Genomic DNA, 19,343 nt, shown 5'->3' on the forward strand with positions numbered 1-19,343 from the left:
ACATGGTCACAAGATCAACCCTCGATCCGCTAGAAGAAGCCCGCGCCCTGGTGAAGCTGCGCTATACGCGGGCACGCGCGCTGCGTCCGCCGATGAAGGCTGTGGCGATCTCGGCTGACCGGGTGAACCGAAAATCCGGCGCGGCCAGGCTGCCACCGCTGAAGCTGCTGCAGGCCCGCTGGAAGGAAATTGCGGGCGAACAGCTCTACAAGTTTTCCCATCCGGAGAAACTCAGCGCTTCCAAGGATGGCCGCATCCTGACGCTTCGGGTGATTCCGCAGGCCGCGCCGCTGGTGCAGCACCAGTCGGAGACCATCCGACAGCGCGTTTCCGTGGCCGCGGGCGGCGACATCACGGCCATTCGCATCGTGCAGGGCCCCATCCAGCGCGGCGCAGAGACCGTGGCCTACCGGCCCAGGACACGCCCCCTGACACCAGAAGAAGCCGCTTTGCTCGATGCGGGCGCAAAGGAAATTGAAAACCCGCGCCTGCGAGCGGCAATTGTTGCGCTGGGCAAGGCTGTGCTAACGGCAGACCGGTAAACAGCCGGGCCAGATTTTTTAACCATTTGGCAACCGGTGCGACTCATTCCTTAACGCGAGGCTCATGACCATGGCATCTTTTTCCCGGCGTTTGGCCCTTCTGGCTCTTCCCGTACTGGCAGTCGTTGCCTGCGGCGCAGCCAGTGATGGCGCCACTACCCCCAAGCCTGCGGGCGGCGCGGCGACCACCGAAACCGGCGAACTTGGCCATGTGAAGGGCGATCCCAATGCGCCGATCACGCTGATCGAGTATGCCTCGCCCACCTGCGGCGCCTGCAAATACTGGCATGACGAAGTGCGACCAACGATCGAGGAAAAGTATATCGCGACTGGCAAGGTGAAGTTCGTCTACCGCGAATACCCGCTGAACCAGATCGACATCGCCGCCTATTCGATGGCGCGCTGCGTAGACCCGGCGAGCTATTTCGATGTGATCGACGACTTGTTCGAGCGTCAGGAAGGTGTGATTCAGGCCGCCCAGGCCAGCGCCGCCAAGACAGCGCTGCTGACCATCGGTCAGCAGTATGGCATCGCGGACATGGAGGCGCTGGACGCCTGCCTCTCCAATGCCGACATCCGCAATGCCCTGGCCGACGTTTATGCCTCGGCCGAACAGTACAACGTAAGCGGCACGCCAACCTTCGTGGTGGACGGCAAAGTCCGCAATTTCGAGGGTGACTGGCGCACGGCTGACGGCTTCTCGAAGCAACTTGACCTCCTGCTCGCCGAGAAGGGCGTGCAGTAGCAATGAGGGTCCGGCATGCAGATCACTGAACTCCGCATTGCCGGCTTCAAGTCGTTCGTAGACCCGCAGACTGTTCCGGTTGAACCGGGGCTGACGGGCATTGTCGGGCCGAATGGCTGCGGCAAGTCCAACCTGCTGGAAGCCCTGCGCTGGGCGATGGGGGCAAACTCCGCCAAGGCCATGCGCGGCGGCGAGATGGATGACCTGATCTTCAACGGCGCCGAAGGTCGCCCGGCCCGCGAGACCGCGGAAGTTATCCTCGTTCTCGACAATTCCAAACGCACCGCACCGCCGGAGTTCAACGGTTCGGACCAGCTCGAGATCGAACGCAAGCTGCGCCGGGGCGCGGGCTCCAGCTACCGGATCAACGGCCGAACGGTGCGCGGCAAGGACATCCAGCTGCTGTTCGCGGATGCGTCTACCGGCGCAAACTCCCCAGCCCTTGTGCGGCAGGGACAGATTTCGGAGCTGATCGGCTCAAAGCCCCAGAACCGGCGCCGCATCCTAGAAGAGGCCGCTGGCATAGCGGGCCTCAACAGCCGCCGTCACGAAGCGGAGCTTAAGCTCGACGGCGCCGAGGCGAACCTTCAGCGCCTGTCGGAAGTCTCCGCGGAAGTTGAACGCCAGCTCGCCAGTCTGAAACGGCAGGCCGCCAAGGCACGCCGCTATCGCAAGCTGACCGAGGAGATCCAGGCGCTCGATGCGCTGGTCGCGCACCTGCGCTGGGTCGAAGCGCGGGTAACGGCGCAAACCGCGCGCACCAGTCTCGAAACGCTCAAGCGGGAGGTCGAGGACCTCTCCCGCGAAGATGCGATGCGGGAGAAGGAACGCATTGAGGCCGGCGAAGGTTTGGCGCCGCTGCGCGATGCCGAGATGAGCGCGGCTGCGCGGCTCGGCACGGCGCGGATCACGCTGGCAAAACTGGAAACCGAGCGCCGCATTGCCGCCGATTCGCATGCGCGCCTCGAAGCCGAATCGCTGCGCCTGTCGATCGACTTCAACCGCGAGACCACCACGCGCGAAGAAGCCGCCGCTGCGCTGGCACAGGCCCAGGAAGAATTGTCTGCCCTCCCGGAAGAAGATGCGGCGCTGTCTGTCCGTCTGGATGAAGAAACCCGCGCGGCGCTGGAGACGGCACGTGACCGCCTCGGCGATGCCGAACGCGCCGCAGATGAGGCGCAACAGCGCCTGTCTGAACTGCGCGCGCGCCGGCGGGCCGCGGAGGAAACCGCCGCTGCGCAATCACGGCGCAGGGATCAGCTGACGGCGGACATTGCCCGTCTGCGCAGCGAGATGACCGGCCTGGAAGATGCCGGCATCAACCTGCTGCGCCTGCGTCAGGCCAAGAATGCCGAGGCCGAAGGTGAGATCGCGCTGGGCGATGCCGAGCGCGCGGTCGAACTTGCGGAAGTGGAGCTTGCACGCGCCCGCGTGGCCGAGGGCGAAGCGCAGCCGCCATTCGATGCGGCGAACCATGCCGTGCGCTCGCTGGAAGCCGAAATCGCGGGCCTGACCCGCCTGATGCGCCGGTCGGATCCGTCGGCCTCTCCGCCGGTGCTCGACAGTCTGAAGCCTCGCGACGGCTACGAGAAAGCCATCGCGGCGGCTCTGGGCGATGATATCGAGGCCTCCACAGACCGCAGCACGGCCGTGTTCTGGAGTGGCGCGGCACTGACCGCGCAGGCCCTGCCCGAGGGTGTGCAGCCACTGACGCAGCTCGTGGACGCGCCGGGCGAACTCGCCGCCCGGCTCTCGCAGTGCGGACTCGTCACGCCCGGTGACGGCGCGCGCCTGTTCACCAGCCTCAAGCCCGGCCAGCGGCTCGTCTCGCGCGAAGGGCATCTCTGGCGCTGGGATGGTTTTGTCCGCACACCGGATGCCCCTATCAGTGCCGCCGCACGCCTCGAGCAGAAGGCGCGGATCGAGGCCGCCCAGGCCGAACTTGTCTCTCGCCAGCACGAGCGCGCCGAACTCGCCGCCAATCTAGATGCCGCCCGCAAGGCGCGCCTCGCGGCGGAAGAGAACCTGCGCCACCTGCGCCAGTTTATCGCCCCGGCCCAGCGCACGCTGACTGATGCGCGCGCTGCCGCCATCGAGGCAACGCAGGCGAACGAGCGGACGATGATGAAGCGCGAAGCCGGCACCGAGGCGCTGACGCGCGCCGAAGCGGACCTGTCGTCTATCGTCGAAATGCTGGCCCTTGCAGCGCCGGGAGGCAGCACCGAGGAAGATGCGGCGCTGGAAGCTGAACTCGCGGCGGCCCGCGCACGCCTTAACACGGCCCGCGCCGCCGAAACGGAAGCGCGCGGTCAGCTGGCTGACCTTTTGCGCGGACGCGAGCAGGCTGCTGCCCGCCGCGCAGCCCTCGTTCGCGATGTCGAAGCCTGGACGACACGCCTTGCTTCTGCCGAGGAACGCCTTGCGCAGGTCAGCGATCGGCGCGCCGATGTAGCCGCCTCAGTGCAGACCTCGCGGGAACGCCCGGAAGCCCTGCGGGCCGAGATCGACGGCCTCGCCTCTGAAACCGCGACGCTGGAAGCCGAGCGCCAGGCCGCGGCTGATGCCCTCGCCCGCAAGGAAGCCGCGATCCGCGAAGCAGATGCTGCCGCCCGCCGGGCCGCGACCGCCGCCGCCGAGGCGCGCGAGCAACTCGCCGCCTGGCGCGTGAAGCTTGAGAACGCTGAAGCGAAGCTCGCTGAAAGCATCGAACATGCCCGCAACGCCTTCCAGCGCACACCGGAAGGCTTGCTGGCGATTGCCGAAGCAGGGCTCGACGAGGAGACGCTCGGCGCGTTCACACCTCGCGAGGCCGAATCGCGGCTTGATAGCCTTCGGCGGGAGCGCGATCAGCTGGGCGGCGTGAACATGAATGCCGAGGAAGAGGCCGAGGAACTCGAATCACGCCTCGGCACCCAGATTGCCGAACGCGACGATCTGACCGCCGCCATCGCGAAGCTGCGCGAGGGCGTTGAAGCCCTGAACGTCGAGGGGCGCCAGCGCCTTGTCGAAGCGTTCGACGCGGTGAACACCCACTTCAAGGCGCTGTTCATCGCCCTGTTCGGCGGCGGCCAGGCAGAGCTACGCCTTGTCGACGCCGAAGACCCGTTGAATGCCGGTCTCGAGATCTTCGCCCAGCCGCCCGGCAAGAAGCTCGGCACGTTGAACCTGATGTCCGGCGGCGAGCAGGCGCTGACCGCCTCCGCCCTGATCTTCGCGGTGTTCCTGTCGCGCCCGGCGCCGATCTGCGTGCTGGACGAGGTGGACGCGCCGCTCGATGACGCCAACGTCGACCGGTTCTGCAACATGCTGAACGAAATGCGCCAGCGCACGGACACCCGATTCGTCGTAATCACCCATAATCCGGTCACGATGAGCCGGATGGACCGGCTTTTCGGGGTCACGATGCGCGAAAAGGGTGTCTCAAAACTGGTTTCCGTGGACCTTGCCGCCGCCGAGCGGCTCGTTGCGGCGGAGTAGCGCAGTCGGACTTACCGTTTATTCAATAAAAACAAGGATATCACTTACGGGAAATCCCGTTGACTTGGCAAGGTGCCCCTCATAGTTTGCGCGAAATTTCAAGGGGTGGTGCACGTCGTCCCTCTGTCGTTGGCAGGAGCCTTCTGATGCCCGGACCTGATCCCTCGGATCTATCCGACCGCATCGCGAAGGCAAAAGCTGTACGGGATGAGCGGACGAACCGGGCCGAACGCCAACGGAAAAGCAGTGTCAACACACCCACGGGCATGGCCTTGCGCTACAGCTCCGAACTTGTTGGCACGGTTGTCGTAGGTGTCGGACTGGGCCTGCTGATTGACCATTTCGCGAAGACCTCGCCCTGGGGCCTGCTCGTGATGATGGGATTTGGCATGGTGGCGGGTATCCGCAACCTCCTACGGGCGGCCAAACAGCTGTCCGAAGACGCACAGAAATCGGCAGAAACGCCCAAACCGCCAGACGAGATCACCTGATGAACCTCCCCATCCACGGTTTCCTTCCGACCATCGCGACGGACCCGATTCACCAGTTCAAGATCTTCCCGCTGCTGGAGTGGACGGCGGGCGGCTACAACCTGTCCTTCACCAATTCGAGCTTCTGGATGCTGGTCTCAACCGGCCTGGTCCTCGCCTTCCTCGGCGTGGCGGCCTCGCGCGGCGGCCTGATCCCGAACCGCATCCAGTCGCTGGGCGAGCTGTCTTACGGCTTCATCGCCGACATGGTGCGTTCGACTGCGGGCGAAGAAGGCCTGAAGTTCTTCCCGTTCGTCTTCACGCTGTTCTTCTTCATTCTCGGCGCGAACATGGTCGGCATGTTCCCATACGCCTTCACCACCACCAGCCACATCGCCGTGACCGGCGCACTGGCGGTCGTGGTGATCCTGATCGTGGTCGGCTACGGCATCTATAAGAACGGCCTCGGCTTCTTCGGTCTCTTCGCCCCGCACGGCGTACCGCTGCCGGTCATGTTCTTCCTGGTCCCGATCGAAATCATCTCCTTCCTGGCCCGCCCGATCACTCTCGGCATGCGTCTGTTCGCCAATATGCTGGCCGGCCACATCATGCTGAAACTGCTGGCGATCTTCGTGGTTATGCTGGCCGGCGCCGGCCTCGCCTGGGCCTCCTGGGTGCCGTACTTGCTGCTGATCCCGATCACCGCGCTCGAATTCCTTGTGGCATTCCTGCAGGCCTATGTTTTCGCCCTTCTGACCTGCGTCTACCTCAAAGACGCCATCCACCCGCACCACTGACGGGAGACCTATCCACCGGTGCGTCCAAACGCACCAAGTCCTGCCCCTTGACGGTTCCAGCGGAACACGCTTGAGGGGCGCCATATCAACAAGATCCAACCAATTCCAACAGGAGATCCCCCATGGAAGGCAATATCACCGAAGGTCTGCGGTACGTCGGCGCTGGCCTCGCCACGCTCGGCATGATCGGCGCCGCAATCGGCGTGGGCAACATCTTCGGCTCGTTCCTCGATGCCGCGATGCGCAACCCCTCGGCCGCTCCGCAGCAGTCGGGCAACCTTTTCCTCGGTATGGCGCTCGCAGAAGCCCTTGGCCTCTTCGCGTTCGTTATCTCGATGCTGATCCTGTTCGCCGCCTAAGAGCGACAGGTAAGGAGCTGGGCACGCCATGAGCTTGCTGGCATTTCTCGCAGAGACCGCTGCCCATGGCGGCGAGGCCGTCAAGGCGCCCTTCCCGGCGTTCGATCCGACGTGGTATGCCTCGCAGCTGTTCTGGCTCGCGATCTTCTTCCTCGGGCTGTACTTCGCCCTGTCGCGCTTCATCCTTCCGAAACTCAGCGATACGCTGGAGAAGCGCTCGAACCGTATCGCGTCGGACCTCGATGAGGCCGCCCGCCTGAACAACCAGTCGGTTGAAGCGCAGAAAGCGCTTGAACTTCGCCTGGCCCAGGCCCGGTCGAAAGCCCGTGACACGGCAGACAAGGCCCGTGAGAAGACGGAAGCGGAACTCGCGACCGAAACCGCGCGGGTTGATGCCGACCTTGCCCGCAAGCTCGAGACCGCCGAAGGCCGCATTGCGAAGCTGCGCGCGGACGCGATGCAGAATGTCGAACAGATCGCCATCGACACCGCAGACGCGATGATCTCGCGTTTCGGCGTGAAGGCTTCTAAAGCGGACCTCAAGAAGGCCGTCACGACGGCACTGGAGAAACGCGCATGACACGCTTCGCGCTTGCTTCGCTCACCGCAGCCTTAACGGCACCGGCAGCCCTTGCGGCTTCGGCAGAGTATGGTGAAGAAACGCTGCTGACGCCGTTCACAGACCCGGTGACCCACCTTGTCTTCCTCGGCGTCCTCATCTTCTTCGTCATTGTCTGGCGTCTGGGCGCGTTCAAGGCCGTCCTGGGCAGCCTCGACAGCCGCGCCGATGCGATCAAAAAGGAACTCGAGGAAGCGGCAAACCTGCGCGAGCAGGCCGCCGAAGCGCTTGCCCTGGCCGAGCGCCGCCAGCAGGACGCCGACAAGGAAGCCGAAGCGATCGTCGAGCAGGCCAAGCGGGATGCGAAGGCCTTCCTTGAGGAAGCCAAGAAGGACCTCGCCGACAAGATCGCCCGCCGCGAAGCGCAGGCCACGGCCCGGATCGCCCGCGCTGAAGCGGAGGCCGCCAGCGAAGTGCGCCGTGCGGCCGCCGATGCGGCGACCGAAGCGGCCCGCCGCGTGATGGCCAGTCAGACCGGGGTCGACCAGTTCGAGGCGGCCGCCCGCGAGATCGAAAAAGCGCTGAAGTAATCTTCACACGCACTTACACCAACAGAAAAGCCGCCGGTTTTCCGGCGGCTTTTTTCATTGTCCGTGGGCGGAGGATCAGTCAGGCTGACCTGGCGTGTCGTCGATGATCTGCGGCTGTGTATCGTCGGTGATGGGACCGGGCTCCATCACACGCAGCATCGAACGCGGGACAGTGCCTGCCGGGCAGCCTGCAGGAATTGCCGCATTGGCAATAGCTGGCAAGGCGCCCGGAACCGTCGTTGCGGGCTGCGAGCGGAATACCCAGGCGAGGATCAGCATGGCCGCGATGGCGACGCCCACGGCCAGCATCGTGCCGAAACCGAGCGCTTCTTCCGCCAGCGTTTGGGAGGCAATGGCGCCATTGGAAGCGAGCGGCGTCGCGCCATTGGTGCGCGCCGGACTGAGCACGTTGGCAGCAGGCGGCACAGCGGAGGGCACCCCGCGCAGCGAGGCGGCTGCGAGCGCCGCAGCACCGATTGCTTCGCGGGCCGGCGCTGGCTTGATACCGAGATCCTTCTCGCGCTTCTTCTTAGCGTCGAGCGCAAGCGGGTCGTTCGGATGTGCGGCGAGCCAATCGAGTCGCTTGTCCTCGTCCTGCGCGCCGAAACTGTTCCATTCGCGCAGGTCACTGCGCCCCTGGCGGCGGCCGAGCTCGTCGATCAGGTCAGCGAAGGCCGGCGGCGTTTTGCGCGAGGTCATGCCGTCGAGTGTGTAACGCTTGTGGGTACGGAACGGCTCGTAGGGGATTGTCTTGTCGAGGGCAGCTTCGATCAGCGTGCCGGCGCGCGAATTGCCGACCGCCGCGGCCGCGCGAACCCAGTCGCTTCTGACGGCGCTGGCTGACCAGAGGACAAGCATCGACTGCGAGTTCATCGCATCGCGCGCATCCTTTGCATCGAAGGTTTCATCCTCCTGCTTCTGGTCCAGCCAGACCTTGAACTTCAGGGTCCGCAGGCGCCGCGCCACCAGTTTGGCGGTGTCCCGGTCCTCGACTGCAGACACCAGGAAGACGTCATAACTCATGGGGCGTGTACCCTTCTGATACGGTTAACCACGGGAGAATACCCCCGGGGGCTGGCCAAGCCAGCCATTTAAGCTGCGAAGCGATTTTTGTGCCTGTTTTTGGCGGGGAAAAGGCGGTATTGCGCGCCTTCAGCTAATCCGGAGTACAAGGCGTCATGGGCTTCAAGTGTGGAATCGTGGGTCTGCCGAATGTCGGCAAGTCTACCCTCTTCAACGCATTAACCCAGACGGCCGCTGCCCAGGCCGCGAACTACCCGTTTTGTACCATCGAGCCCAATGTCGGCGAGGTCGCCGTACCGGAGCCGCGCCTTGACGCGCTGGCCAAGATCGCCGGGTCGAAGGAGATCGTCCCCGCGCGTATGAACTTCGTGGACATCGCGGGTCTCGTCGAGGGCGCGAGCCAGGGCGAGGGCCTCGGCAACAAGTTCCTTGCCAACATACGCGAGACCGACGCGATCATCTATGTGCTGCGCTGCTTCGACAATGACGACATCACGCATGTGCGCGGAAAGGTCGATCCGGTGGCAGACTTTGAAGTCGTCGAGACCGAACTGATGCTCGCCGACCTCGACAGCCTCGAGAAGCGCAAGGCCGGTGTGATCAAGAAGGCAAACTCGGGCGACAAGGATGCGAAGGCGCAGGTGGCGCTGATCGACCTGGCGCTGGCCGAGCTGACCGAGGGCCGCCCCGCCCGCAAGGCCAAGGTGCCCGCGGATGACATGAAGGCCTGGCAGATGCTGCAATTGCTGACATCGAAGCCCGTGCTGTTTGTGGCAAACGTCGACGAAGCAAGCGCGGCGACCGGCAATGCGTACTCGAAACTGGTGGAAGAGCGCGCGAGGATAGAGGGCGCGGGCTGCGTCGTGTTCTCGGCCCAGATCGAAAGTGAACTTGCCCTGCTCGACGGCGCGGACCGTGCGGAATATCTCGCCTCGCTCGGCCTCTCCGAGCCAGGTCTGACGCGCCTTATCCAGGCGGGGTACCAGCTGCTCGGCCTGCAGACCTATTTCACCGCTGGCCCGAAAGAGGCCCGCGCCTGGACGATCCGCAAGGGCTGGAGCGCTCCAAAGGCTGCCGGCGTTATCCACGGCGATTTTGAAAAGGGTTTCATCCGCGCAGAAACCATCGCCTTCGACGACTACATCGCCTTCGGCGGCGAAGTCGGCGCCAAGGACAACGGCAAGATGCGCTCCGAAGGCAAGGAATACATCGTCCAGGACGGCGACGTGATGCTCTTTCGCTTCAACGTCTGACGGGCTGGGGCCCGCGCGTCAGGAAACACCCTGGAAGCCTGGGGTGTCTATCTCGTCGCTCGGCTTGTTCACTTCGGTGCCCAGAGCGAGCACGATCGCCGATGCGAAGAAGATGGATGAGTACGTTCCGATGAAAATGCCCCAAACCATCGCGACAGCCATGCCCTGAAGGACAGGTCCTCCAAAGAAAAGCAGCGCCAGAACTGCGATGAATACCGCGCCCGCTGTCAGGAACGTACGCGAGAGGGTCTGGTTGGTGGCAAGATTGATCACCTCGGCGCCTGGCATCTGTTTGTATTTCCGGCGCACTTCCCGCATCCGATCGAACACCACGACGCTGTCGTTCATCGAGTATCCGATGATGGTGAGAAGTGCGGCAACTGTCGTAAGGTCAAACTCGATCTGCAGGAGCGAGAAGAGGCCGAGCGTGCCAATCGTATCGTGCAACAGGGCGGCGATACCGCCGACCGCATATGACCAGCTGTAGCGGAACGCGATGTAGAACAGCATGAACAACGTGGCCACGCCGAGCGCGATGAGGCTTTCCCAGAGAAGCTCCCCTGACACTTTCGGGCCGACGGAGTCGTTGCGCAGGATCTGCTGGTCCGTCAGATTGAACGTACGCTTCAGTTCGTTGACAATGTACGCGTTCGAAACACTGGACGCGCGAGCTTCCTTTTCTTCGTCGGGGAGCGCTGCGAATTCGGGGCCGAGCAGACTTTCATCGAGTTCACCGAAACGGATCACGACAAGACGCTTGCCATCACTGCCGGTGGCCGAGTTGACAGTGAGGCCACCACCGATCTTGTCGCGCACTTGCGCAACGGTGACGGTTTCCGTTTCCGAAAGTTCGATGACCGATCCGCCCGCGAAATCGACACCAGCATTCAGGCCGCGCGTTGCGAGAAGAAAGATTGACCCGACGATCATCAGCACTGACAGGCTGACACCGATGACGTTGAACTTCATGAACGGAATGTTGAGTTCCGCCGGCCAGTATTTGATCAGCATGGTTGCGTCTCCTCGGGCCGGGTCAAATTGCAAACCGCTTGGGTTTGGTGAGTTTCATCCAGAACACTGTCAGCATGCAGGTGACGACCACCGATGTGAAGACGGAGACGATGTTGCCGAGCGCCAACGTCACGGCGAAACCTTTCACCGGCCCAGATCCCATCAGATAAAGAACCACAGCTGAGAAGAGGAGTGTGATGTTGGCGTCCATGATCGTAACAAACGCCCGCTCGTAGCCGGCTTGCACCGCTGTCCAGGCCGATCTGCCCGCACGCTGTTCCTCGCGTATCCGCTCGAAAACGAGCACGTTCGCATCCACCGACATACCCATCGTCAACACGATACCCGCGATCCCCGGGAGCGTCAGTGTCGCGTTGAAAAGGACAAGGCACGTAAACACCAGGATAATGTTGAAGGTCAGCGAGATGACCGCGAAGAATCCCTGAATGCCATAGGCCAGAACCATCAGTGTGCCGACCAGAAGGAGGCCGACGATGGAGGCCATGAAGCCGGCTGCAATCGAATCTTCCCCGAGCGTGGACGACACAACGCGCTGATCAAGGAACTGCACCTTCGCCGGCATTTCACCTGCCGAGATGATGGCAGCAAGATCCTGCGCCTCCTCAATGGTGAAATCACCCGTGATCCGGACGTTGCCCCCGGGGATCGGCTCCTGGATGTTCGGCGCCGACATGATTACGTCGTCGAGGATGATAGCGAAACGCTTGCCGGTGTTTGCGCGCGTAGTCTCGAAGAACTTTCGGGCGCCGTTGCCGGTGAGGCGGAAATTGATCTGCGGCCGGTTGGCATCATCGTTGCCCTGACTGGCATTGGCGATATCCTGGCCGACGATTTCGGGGATGGAGCGCACCAGAAGCGGCCCGGTCGTCGGGCCCGACAACAGGCGGTAGCCGGGCTTCACGACGCCGCGTTCGGCTGCTTGGATGGCTGAGGGGCTGTCCTCGACGAGGTTGAAGGTCATCCGGCCGTCACGGTTGAGAAGATCCTTCAGGCGCAGCGGATCAGGTTCGCCGGGCGCTTCCAGGATCAGCCGGTTCGATCCGGAAGGTGTCAGCGAAATCTCTGCCACGCCATCGGGGTCAACACGCCGGCTGACGATGGTTTCGGTCTTGGCGAGCGCATCGGCCACCATCAGGTTCTCGGAGTTCGCGGGGACGGTGATAGTAATGGTATCGGGGCTCGTCTGGGAGACCAGATACGTCTTGCCCCCGGCGAGCCCGCCCTCCAGCGGTCCGTTGACGCGTTCAATCCGCGCGATGGCGGCGGCGGCCGGATAACTACCGTCGGCTTCCGGCTTCATCAGCTTCACCGCCATCCGCCGGCCGGTGATCTCGATCTCGTGCGGAATCAGCGGCGCAGAATCTGTGCGTTGCAGCGCGCTGCGCACATCGCGCGCAAACACATCCAGCCGGCCCTGTATGACTTCCTCGGGCCGAATTTCCATTTCGAGGTAGACCCCGCCGCGCAAGTCGAGCCCAAGGTTTACCGGCTTCTTGGGAAGCCACGAGGGCGCCCCCGACATGTTTACGGCGCTCGGCAGCGCAATCAGCGTTCCCCAGATGATGATGCCAAGTACAAGAAGGACTTTCCACGGCGGAAACTGCAGCATAGCGCTATCCTGATATGGGCCGACTCAACGTTCGGCCGGGGCCGTCAGTCGTTGGCGGGGACGGGTTCGGCCTTGTTGCGCACTTCGATCACCATCGCTTTGATGATGCGTACGCGCACGTTTTCCGCGAGGTCCACGGACAGTTCGGCGTCGTTGACCTTGTTGACCTTGCCGATCAGGCCGCCCGATGTGACGATCGTGTCGCCGCGCTTTATGTTTGCGACCATTTCGGCGTGCTTCTTGGCGCGCTGCTGCTGGGGGCGGATCAGCAGGAAATAGAAAATCAGGATCAGCGGCAGGAAAAACAGGAGCTGGGTGATCAGGCTGGGGCCGGCAGCAGCCGGAGGCGCGGCCTGGGCAAGCGCCGGAGCCGCCATCAGCGCGGCGGAAATGCCCGCCATAACCAGTTTGTCCCGCATGCCCATTCTCCTTGATTCCAGCCATATGTAGGAAGTGGTCTCGCGTATAGCGAGGGGGGGCGGGCTTTGCAAACGCCCCCTGCAGGCTTTAGAGCACGGAGGCGCGACCTTCCGTGATGGCCGGAACCTGCTGGAAAAAGGGCGTTCTGAGGATCCCGCCGCCCAAGGTAACCGAAACAATTGCCCGCTCGTTCCCTCGTGCCACCGGCGCTGTCAGCCGGCCGCCCTGAACGAGCTGGCTGAACAGGAGGTCCGGCACCTCCGGCACGGCGCAGGCGAACACGATCCGGTCAAACAACCCCTGCTCCGGCCAGCCTTCGAGCCCGTCCGACTGCCGGAGCATGACGTTGCCAATCCCCAGCCGCGCGAGCCGCACCTGCCCCTCCCGCACGAGCCGGGCGTAGCGGTCGATGGCATACACGTGCCGGGAGAGGCTCGCTGCGAGCGCCGTCATGTAGCCCGCACCAAAGCCGACCAACAGAACACGGGCCGAACCATCTTCCGGCAAGGCGAGGGCTTGCAGCAGCTGACCGGTCATCGCCGGACGGAGGATGACCTGGCCGCACGGGATGGGCAGCGTCGAGTCCTCGAAGGCGAGCGGCGCGAGGCCCGGATCGTCAACGAAAGCCGACCGATCAATCGTTTCCATGGCGGTGAGGACGCGCGCATCTGTCACGCCCTCCTGCCGGAGATGGAGCAGCAGACGCGCCGCGCGAAACGGGTCAGCGATCAATCCGGCCATGACGTCTGCAGCGTCCGCAGAAATGCCTCGTGCGTCAAGTCCACATGCAGCGGCGAGACAGACACAAAGCCTTCGTAAATGGCGCGCAGGTCGGTGCCTTCATCCGGCCTGGAAAGTTTTCCCCGATAGCCGATCCAGTAATAGTCGTTGCCGCGCAGGTCTTCGCGGCGATCGGTATGGATGATTGTCTCGTCGCGAAAGCCTTGCCGCGTTATCTGGACGCCGCGCACGTCCTCCGGCTCGACATCCGGGAAGTTGACGTTGATCACCACATCCTTCGGCCAGCCCATGTCGAGGAGCGGGCGCAGCGTGCGGGCGCCCCAGGCCTTGGCGGTTTCCCAGGGCAGTGAGCCGCGGTCGCGGAAGTTCTGCGCCTGGCTGAGCGCAATGGACGGCACACCCATCTGCATTCCGAACATGGCGGCGGCGACGGTGCCGGAAAAGCTCGTATCCTCGGCGATGTTCTGGCCTCGATTGACGCCGGAGAGCACAAGGTCCGGCGGCTCCGGCATCAGGTCTTTACAAGCCAGCAACACGGCGTCCGAAGGCGTACCCGCGATCGCCCATGCCTTGGCGCCGACCTTCCGCACACGCACGGGCTGGGTCAGCGAAATCGCGCGTCCCTTACCGGATTGCTCCTCCTCGGGCGCGGCAATCCAAATGTCGTCCGACAGCTGCTTGGCGATCTCCTCAAGCACGGCCAGGCCGGGGGCATTGATACCGTCATCGTTGGTGAGGAGGATTCTCACCGGATCACCTCAACGCCGCCCATGTAAGGACGAAGTGCCTGCGGAACCAGGATCGAGCCGTCCGCGTTCTGATAATTCTCCAGCACCGCGACCAGCGTGCGGCCGACGGCGAGGCCGGAGCCGTTCAGCGTGTGGACGAACTCGGTCTTCGCCTTAGGTTCGGGGCGGAAGCGCGCGTCCATTCGGCGGGCCTGGAAGTCGCCGCAATAGGAGCAGGATGAGATTTCGCGGTAGGTGTTCTGAGAGGGCAGCCAGACTTCGAGGTCATAGGTCTTGCGCGCGCCTGCCCCCATGTCGCCGGTGCAGAGCAGCATGCGGCGGAAGGGCAGCTCAAGCCGCTTCAGCACTTCCTCGGCGCAGGCCGTCATCCGGTCGAGTTCGGCCAGCCCTTCGGCTTCGCCCGCGACGATGGAAACGAGTTCGACCTTGTAGAACTGGTGCTGCCGGATCATGCCCTTCGTATCGCGCCCCGCGCTGCCCGCTTCCGAGCGGAAGCAGGGCGTATGCGCGGTAAAGCGCAGCGGCAGCTGCGACGCCTCGAGGATCTGCTCACGCACGAGATTGGTGAGCGGGACTTCGGACGTGGGGATGAGGAAATGCTCCAGCGTCGTGCGAAACAAATCCTCTTCAAACTTCGGCAGCTGCCCCGTCCCCACGAGCGCCTGATCGCGCACCAGAAGCGGCACACTCGTTTCCTGATAACCATGCTCCGTGGTCTGAATATCCAGCATCAAGTTCGCCAGTGCGCGCTCCATCCGGGCGAGCTGACCGCGCAGCGCCACGAAGCGCGCGCCGCTCATGCGGGCTGCAGCTTCGAAGTCCATCATGGAAAAGCCGCTCGGCACTTTAAGCGCTTCACCAAGGTCCGCATGGTCCTTGGGGTTGTTGATGAGGTTCGGCTTTCCCCAGCGCGATTTCTCGACGTTGCCATGCTCGTCTGCGCCTTCCGGAACCTCGTCCAGCGGCAGGTTCGGCAGGCTCATCAGCAGGTCGTCGAGCGCCTTGCGCGCGCCGTCTTCCGCCTTGCCGGCGTCCTCGATGATCGTCTTTGCGTCAGCCACCAGCGCCATCAGGCGCGCCGCTTCCGCCTCGTCTTTCTTGGCCTTGGCCTGCCCGATCAGTTTCGAGTTCGTGTTGCGGGCGCTTTCGGCGTCCTGCTTGTCGGTCGTGGCGGCGCGCCAGGCTGTATCCAGCTCGAGGATGCGTGAGACGGTCGCGTCCCCCAGTCCGGGCTTGCGCCGGTTCCAGGCCTTGCGGAAAAGGTCAGGGGTCTCGCGAATCGCGCGGATATCGAACATGGGGATCAGTGCCTTGGATGGTCTGGAGTCTTGGCACAGGCTCTAATCCGCGCCGCCCCCTCCTGTCCACTCAGACGGGCCAGACTCAGGCGGGTGAACCAAGCCCCACCGGCAGGCCGGGCGCGGCCTCGTCTTCGTTCACGGGGACTGGGCCCTCCCCGAGTGGTTCCGGCCGCATGAGGCGCGGGCCGGCGCCCGGCTCGCGGTAGATCACCTCGATCCGCCCTTTGCCGAGATTGTTGACCTGGATTGCCGGGTGGATCTGCTCCAGCCGCCGCATCATGGCGGCGAAGTTCTTGTGGCCGAGCCAGGGGCGGATGCCGTTCTCGTAGGCGGGTGTGAATTCGGTCAGCGCGGTAAGCGCCCGGACGATCTTGGTCTTCGACAGCACCTGGTCCGGCATCCGCTCTCCCAGCGCCTTAACGATCTCAGCTGCGCGCTGCAGTTCCGGCGCCACGCCGGGCTGGACGCTTTCTCCGGTCGTCAGGGCCGCGCGCACGCGCCCCATCAGCGGGGACTGGCGCTCGCGTTGCAGGGTCAGCGGCGCAATCACCGGCGGCGGCGAGCGCAGCTGGTACCATTTGCGCGGCGCCCGCTGATAGGTGAAGCCTGCCTTCAGGGCTGCGATATGGATCACTGCGTCGGCATGCTGGCTGTAGAGTTCGTAGGTCGGATCGGTTTCTTTGCCGGCTGTCACCACACGCAGGCCGGGAGACTGAACGCGGTTCACCACGGGCACGAAATCGGAATCGGTGGTCAGCACGATGATCTCGTCGAGATTTTTCGTCTGCAGCGCGAGTTCGACAGCGTCCATCGTGATCACGATATCGGCGGAGCTCTTGCCCGCGCTGATCTTGCGCTTGGCCAGTGCCCGGCAGTTGAACGCCTCGAAACCTGCGCGTTCAAAATCGGGCCGGTACTTGTCGAACTGCAGGTTCCAGTAGACGCGCTTGTGCAGGAAATTGCGCCGCTTCTGGCCGTGCGAAAGGGCGCCATCCTCCAGCCACAATAGCCAGTTAGACAGGCTGCTCACCACATCGTCGCTGGTCGCGCCGTAGATGTTGTCGAAATCGACCAGCAAAACGCTTTTGACGCGCGCCACGCGGGAGGCTCCTCGCTTCTCGGGAGTCGGTTGATTACCCGCCGCCCACCTTCGACACCTGCAAGAAAAATGCAACCGGCGTCAGCAGGCGCCGTCGCGTCTCAATTCGCGGAGGCGGCGGCAGCGTCCTCGGCTGCAACGCGCTTTTCGTTGAGTTTGACGCAAAAGATCGAGATTTCGTAGAGCAGATAGACCGGAACAGCGAGCAGGATCTGGGACATCGGGTCCGGCGGTGTGAAGACGGCTGAGAAAGCCAGAATGCCGACGATGGCGTACCTGCGTCCGCGCGCCAGCATACGCGACGAGACGATGCCAATCCGGCCGAGCAGGGTCAGGACGAGCGGCAGCTGGAACGACAGCCCGAAGGCGAGCATCAGCGCCATGACGAGGGAGAGATAGTCGCCGACCCGTGGCACCATCCGGATGGTGGTGCCGGCCGCCTCGACTTGCTCCATAGACACCGTGAAGCGCGCCAGCATCGGCAGCATCAGGAAATAAACCAACGCTGCGCCTAAAGTGAACAGGACCGGCGCCAATACCAGATAGGGCCAGAAAGCGCCGCGCTCGGACTTGTAGAGGCCGGGCGCTACGAAGGCATAGACCTGCCAGGCGATAAAGGGAAACGCGACGAAGAGGCCGGCAAACATGGCCAGTTGTAGTTGCGCGAAGAAGTATTCCATTGGCGCGGTGAAGATGAATTCGAGCTGCGAACCGCGAATTTCTTCGGCCACACTCGCGAAGGGCCGTACCAGCAGGTCGTAGATACCTTCGGCAAAGAAGAAACAGCCGATCGTTGCAACCGAAAGCGCCAGGAGACTCTTGATCAGCCGCGATCGCAACTCGTTGAGGTGGTCAAGCAGCGGCGCGCGGCTCGATTCCACATCGTCGGTGATGTCCGGCTTTTCGTCGGACGGGGGAACATAATTCACGCCTTGTCCTCTCCGGTGACTTGCGGTGCAGGCGGTCGAGGCTCGGAGGGCGGCGGCTGGGACGGCGCGCCGGACTGGCGCATAACCGCGGAGTTGATGTCGGCCTCCACGGCGGCCAGGTCTTCCTGCGCTTGGGTCATCATGTTTGACCGCTTCAGCGCCTCGATTTCCTTTTTCAGTTCGTCGAGTTCGCTCTGCCGGGCGATATCCTCAAAGGCTGACTGGAATTCGCGCGCCATCCGCCGGCCCTTGCCGATGAACTGTCCGAGTTTGCGCATCAGCATCGGAAGATCCTTCGGGCCGACAAATATCAGCGCCGCAAGGCCAAGTACGAGGATCTCGGAAAACCCGATGCCGGGCAGCATGGCGATGCGCCCTCCGGTTCAGTGACTTACGAAGAGGACTTTGTCTCGTCCTTCTTCGGCGTGATGTTGACGAGATCCTCCTTGGCGGCGTCCTCATCCTTCAGGCCCTTGCGAAAGGCGCCGATGCCCTTGGCCATGTCGCCCATGATATTGGAGATGCGTCCGCGGCCCCCGAACAGGAGGATGGCCACAACCGCGACCAACAAAATCTGCATCCAACCGGGCGCCATGAACGAAACTCCTGATGATTTGGGCAAGTATAGGCCCCCTGACCGGCTGGAACAATGGGGCGAAGCTGTTAAGAGGAGGCCATGCGGATCGCGACCTGGAACGTTAACTCTATCAAGGCGCGGTTGCCGACCGTGCTCGACGTTCTCGGCAGCATCGCGGCGGACGTCGTTTGCCTACAGGAACTGAAGTGCGAGACCGGCGCTTTCCCCTATCTCGAGATCGAGGAACAGGGGTGGAACTGCGCCGTCCACGGCCAGAAGACCTATAACGGGGTCGCAATCCTTTCGAAATTCCCCCTGGAGGACATCTCGAAGGAGATGAGGACTCTCAAGGACGATCAGGCCCGGTACATCGAAGCGACGGTCCTCAGCCCCCGCCCCGTCCGGGTAGCGGGCCTCTATGTGCCGAACGGCAACCCGGCGCCGGGCGAGAAATACGACTACAAGCTGGAATGGTCGGAGGCCCTGGAACTGCAGGCCCGCAGCCTGCTCCGCACCGAACAGCCCTTTGTCCTCTGCGGCGACTTTAACTGCATTCCCGGGCCGGATGACTGCTGGGACGACACGGTCTGGAACACGGACGCCCTCGGCCTGCCGGAAACGCGCGCCGCTTTCCGCCGCCTGAAACATATCGGACTGACCGAAGCTTTCGAGGCCTGCGATGGACGGGCCCACCAATACACATTCTGGGACTATCAGGCCGGCGCCTTCCAGAAGGATCACGGCATCCGCATCGACCACATCCTCGCCTGCCCCCGGATGGCGGACAGGTTGAAAGCCATCGAAGTATTCCGAAAGGCCCGCGCGCTGGAGAAGCCCTCGGACCATGTGCCCGTGATTGCGACGTTCGAAGACTGAGGCGCCAGCCTAGTCGTTTGACGCGCGCGCAACCGGGGTGTCACCGGCCAACTCGCTTCGGACGTCTCGCGAGGCCTGACTGATCGCGTCGCCGCCAGCCTGCAGGTCTTTGCCAATCCCGGCAATGGTATGGCAGCCGGCCAGCACAACGAGTGCGGCAATCGCCGGGCCGGCAGATTTCATCTTCCTGATCAT

At 63.5% G+C, this 19,343-nt stretch carries 22 protein-coding genes; 10 read left to right on the top strand and 12 right to left on the bottom strand.

Annotated features, from left to right (window positions below):
• The first annotated feature begins 2 nt into the window (after positions 1-2).
• From Q0C17_RS05235 to Q0C17_RS05270, 8 genes are all read left to right on the top strand, one after another.
• A complete protein-coding gene (locus Q0C17_RS05235) occupies positions 3-542 on the top strand; it encodes a DciA family protein (RefSeq protein WP_291202406.1) in 540 nt (179 codons plus the stop codon).
• A 70-nt stretch (positions 543-612) separates the two neighbouring features.
• The gene (locus Q0C17_RS05240) at positions 613-1,287 is read left to right on the top strand and encodes a thioredoxin domain-containing protein (RefSeq protein WP_291202409.1); all 675 of its coding nucleotides are present in this window, start codon (positions 613-615) and stop codon (positions 1,285-1,287) included.
• 15 nt (positions 1,288-1,302) lie between these two features.
• Positions 1,303-4,764: a chromosome segregation protein SMC gene (smc, locus tag Q0C17_RS05245; protein WP_291202412.1), complete on the top strand. Its 3,462-nt coding sequence runs from the start codon at positions 1,303-1,305 to the stop codon at positions 4,762-4,764.
• 146 nt (positions 4,765-4,910) lie between these two features.
• Positions 4,911-5,255, top strand: coding sequence for an AtpZ/AtpI family protein (locus tag Q0C17_RS05250; protein WP_291202415.1), 345 nt, complete (start codon positions 4,911-4,913; stop codon positions 5,253-5,255).
• Positions 5,255-6,031, top strand: coding sequence for a F0F1 ATP synthase subunit A (locus Q0C17_RS05255; protein WP_291202418.1), 777 nt, complete (start codon positions 5,255-5,257; stop codon positions 6,029-6,031). Before Q0C17_RS05250 ends, Q0C17_RS05255 begins: the two co-directional genes overlap by 1 nt.
• Positions 6,032-6,153: 122 nt before the next feature.
• Complete coding sequence (locus Q0C17_RS05260) at positions 6,154-6,390, top strand: F0F1 ATP synthase subunit C (RefSeq protein ID WP_291062620.1); 237 nt, start codon at positions 6,154-6,156, stop codon at positions 6,388-6,390.
• Between the two features lie 28 nt (positions 6,391-6,418).
• Positions 6,419-6,970 (top strand): hypothetical protein, encoded by a 552-nt coding sequence (locus tag Q0C17_RS05265; RefSeq protein WP_291202422.1) that lies wholly within the window; start codon positions 6,419-6,421, stop codon positions 6,968-6,970.
• On the top strand, positions 6,967-7,539 hold the full coding sequence (locus Q0C17_RS05270) for a hypothetical protein (protein ID WP_291202426.1): 573 nt from the start codon (positions 6,967-6,969) through the stop codon (positions 7,537-7,539). The genes Q0C17_RS05265 and Q0C17_RS05270 overlap by 4 nt, the downstream gene beginning before the upstream one ends.
• A 75-nt stretch (positions 7,540-7,614) precedes the next feature.
• Here the strand turns inward: Q0C17_RS05270 and Q0C17_RS05275 are convergent, their stop codons facing one another.
• Positions 7,615-8,562, bottom strand: a complete 948-nt coding sequence (locus tag Q0C17_RS05275; RefSeq protein WP_291202429.1) for a toll/interleukin-1 receptor domain-containing protein — start codon at positions 8,560-8,562, stop codon at positions 7,615-7,617.
• Positions 8,563-8,717: 155 nt separating this feature from the next.
• Between Q0C17_RS05275 and ychF the strand changes: the two genes are divergently transcribed.
• Positions 8,718-9,815, top strand: a complete 1,098-nt coding sequence (gene ychF / locus Q0C17_RS05280) for a redox-regulated ATPase YchF (RefSeq protein WP_291202432.1) — start codon at positions 8,718-8,720, stop codon at positions 9,813-9,815.
• Between the two features lie 18 nt (positions 9,816-9,833).
• Here the strand turns inward: ychF and secF are convergent, their stop codons facing one another.
• The 10 genes from secF to tatA form a co-directional block, all read right to left on the bottom strand.
• Positions 9,834-10,826, bottom strand: coding sequence for a protein translocase subunit SecF (gene secF / locus Q0C17_RS05285; RefSeq protein WP_291202434.1), 993 nt, complete (start codon positions 10,824-10,826; stop codon positions 9,834-9,836).
• 22 nt (positions 10,827-10,848) lie between these two features.
• The gene (secD, locus tag Q0C17_RS05290) at positions 10,849-12,456 is read right to left on the bottom strand and encodes a protein translocase subunit SecD (protein ID WP_291202437.1); all 1,608 of its coding nucleotides are present in this window, start codon (positions 12,454-12,456) and stop codon (positions 10,849-10,851) included.
• Between the two features lie 44 nt (positions 12,457-12,500).
• Positions 12,501-12,875, bottom strand: coding sequence for a preprotein translocase subunit YajC (gene yajC / locus Q0C17_RS05295; RefSeq protein ID WP_291202440.1), 375 nt, complete (start codon positions 12,873-12,875; stop codon positions 12,501-12,503).
• Between the two features lie 88 nt (positions 12,876-12,963).
• Positions 12,964-13,617 carry a protein-L-isoaspartate(D-aspartate) O-methyltransferase gene (locus Q0C17_RS05300; RefSeq protein WP_291202443.1) on the bottom strand — a complete coding sequence of 218 codons (654 nt, stop codon included), beginning with the start codon at positions 13,615-13,617 and terminating at the stop codon, positions 12,964-12,966.
• Complete coding sequence (gene surE, locus Q0C17_RS05305; RefSeq protein WP_291202446.1) at positions 13,605-14,366, bottom strand: 5'/3'-nucleotidase SurE; 762 nt, start codon at positions 14,364-14,366, stop codon at positions 13,605-13,607. Before surE ends, Q0C17_RS05300 begins: the two co-directional genes overlap by 13 nt.
• Positions 14,363-15,664, bottom strand: a complete 1,302-nt coding sequence (serS, locus tag Q0C17_RS05310) for a serine--tRNA ligase (protein WP_291202449.1) — start codon at positions 15,662-15,664, stop codon at positions 14,363-14,365. The genes surE and serS overlap by 4 nt, the downstream gene beginning before the upstream one ends.
• An 85-nt stretch (positions 15,665-15,749) precedes the next feature.
• Positions 15,750-16,766, bottom strand: a complete 1,017-nt coding sequence (locus Q0C17_RS05315) for an NYN domain-containing protein (RefSeq protein ID WP_291202452.1) — start codon at positions 16,764-16,766, stop codon at positions 15,750-15,752.
• Positions 16,767-16,867: 101 nt separating this feature from the next.
• Positions 16,868-17,695, bottom strand: coding sequence for a twin-arginine translocase subunit TatC (tatC, locus tag Q0C17_RS05320; RefSeq protein WP_291202455.1), 828 nt, complete (start codon positions 17,693-17,695; stop codon positions 16,868-16,870).
• On the bottom strand, positions 17,692-18,060 hold the full coding sequence (gene tatB, locus Q0C17_RS05325; protein ID WP_291202457.1) for a Sec-independent protein translocase protein TatB: 369 nt from the start codon (positions 18,058-18,060) through the stop codon (positions 17,692-17,694). Before tatB ends, tatC begins: the two co-directional genes overlap by 4 nt.
• A gap of 26 nt (positions 18,061-18,086) precedes the next feature.
• Positions 18,087-18,290, bottom strand: coding sequence for a twin-arginine translocase TatA/TatE family subunit (gene tatA / locus Q0C17_RS05330; RefSeq protein ID WP_291202460.1), 204 nt, complete (start codon positions 18,288-18,290; stop codon positions 18,087-18,089).
• An 81-nt stretch (positions 18,291-18,371) separates the two neighbouring features.
• Here tatA and Q0C17_RS05335 point away from each other — a divergent pair, with 81 nt between their 5' ends.
• Complete coding sequence (locus tag Q0C17_RS05335) at positions 18,372-19,148, top strand: exodeoxyribonuclease III (protein WP_291202462.1); 777 nt, start codon at positions 18,372-18,374, stop codon at positions 19,146-19,148.
• Between the two features lie 9 nt (positions 19,149-19,157).
• Here the strand turns inward: Q0C17_RS05335 and Q0C17_RS05340 are convergent, their stop codons facing one another.
• On the bottom strand, positions 19,158-19,343 hold the full coding sequence (locus Q0C17_RS05340; protein WP_291202465.1) for an entericidin A/B family lipoprotein: 186 nt from the start codon (positions 19,341-19,343) through the stop codon (positions 19,158-19,160).

It is taken from the genome of Hyphomonas sp., from assembly GCF_022844445.1.
In the GTDB taxonomy this organism is placed as follows: Bacteria; Pseudomonadota; Alphaproteobacteria; order Caulobacterales; family Hyphomonadaceae; genus Hyphomonas.

Coding starts and splice junctions, on each gene's coding strand:
- Q0C17_RS05235 (WP_291202406.1), top strand. CDS start 3: ATGGTCACAAGATCAACCCTCGATCCGCTAGAAGAAGCCCGCGCCCTG.
- Q0C17_RS05240 (WP_291202409.1), top strand. CDS start 613: ATGGCATCTTTTTCCCGGCGTTTGGCCCTTCTGGCTCTTCCCGTACTG.
- smc (WP_291202412.1), top strand. CDS start 1,303: ATGCAGATCACTGAACTCCGCATTGCCGGCTTCAAGTCGTTCGTAGAC.
- Q0C17_RS05250 (WP_291202415.1), top strand. CDS start 4,911: ATGCCCGGACCTGATCCCTCGGATCTATCCGACCGCATCGCGAAGGCA.
- Q0C17_RS05255 (WP_291202418.1), top strand. CDS start 5,255: ATGAACCTCCCCATCCACGGTTTCCTTCCGACCATCGCGACGGACCCG.
- Q0C17_RS05260 (WP_291062620.1), top strand. CDS start 6,154: ATGGAAGGCAATATCACCGAAGGTCTGCGGTACGTCGGCGCTGGCCTC.
- Q0C17_RS05265 (WP_291202422.1), top strand. CDS start 6,419: ATGAGCTTGCTGGCATTTCTCGCAGAGACCGCTGCCCATGGCGGCGAG.
- Q0C17_RS05270 (WP_291202426.1), top strand. CDS start 6,967: ATGACACGCTTCGCGCTTGCTTCGCTCACCGCAGCCTTAACGGCACCG.
- Q0C17_RS05275 (WP_291202429.1), bottom strand. CDS start 8,562: ATGAGTTATGACGTCTTCCTGGTGTCTGCAGTCGAGGACCGGGACACC.
- ychF (WP_291202432.1), top strand. CDS start 8,718: ATGGGCTTCAAGTGTGGAATCGTGGGTCTGCCGAATGTCGGCAAGTCT.
- secF (WP_291202434.1), bottom strand. CDS start 10,826: ATGCTGATCAAATACTGGCCGGCGGAACTCAACATTCCGTTCATGAAG.
- secD (WP_291202437.1), bottom strand. CDS start 12,456: ATGCTGCAGTTTCCGCCGTGGAAAGTCCTTCTTGTACTTGGCATCATC.
- yajC (WP_291202440.1), bottom strand. CDS start 12,875: ATGCGGGACAAACTGGTTATGGCGGGCATTTCCGCCGCGCTGATGGCG.
- Q0C17_RS05300 (WP_291202443.1), bottom strand. CDS start 13,617: ATGGCCGGATTGATCGCTGACCCGTTTCGCGCGGCGCGTCTGCTGCTC.
- serS (WP_291202449.1), bottom strand. CDS start 15,664: ATGTTCGATATCCGCGCGATTCGCGAGACCCCTGACCTTTTCCGCAAG.
- tatB (WP_291202457.1), bottom strand. CDS start 18,060: ATGCTGCCCGGCATCGGGTTTTCCGAGATCCTCGTACTTGGCCTTGCG.
- tatA (WP_291202460.1), bottom strand. CDS start 18,290: ATGGCGCCCGGTTGGATGCAGATTTTGTTGGTCGCGGTTGTGGCCATC.
- Q0C17_RS05335 (WP_291202462.1), top strand. CDS start 18,372: ATGCGGATCGCGACCTGGAACGTTAACTCTATCAAGGCGCGGTTGCCG.
- Q0C17_RS05340 (WP_291202465.1), bottom strand. CDS start 19,343: ATGATCAGGAAGATGAAATCTGCCGGCCCGGCGATTGCCGCACTCGTT.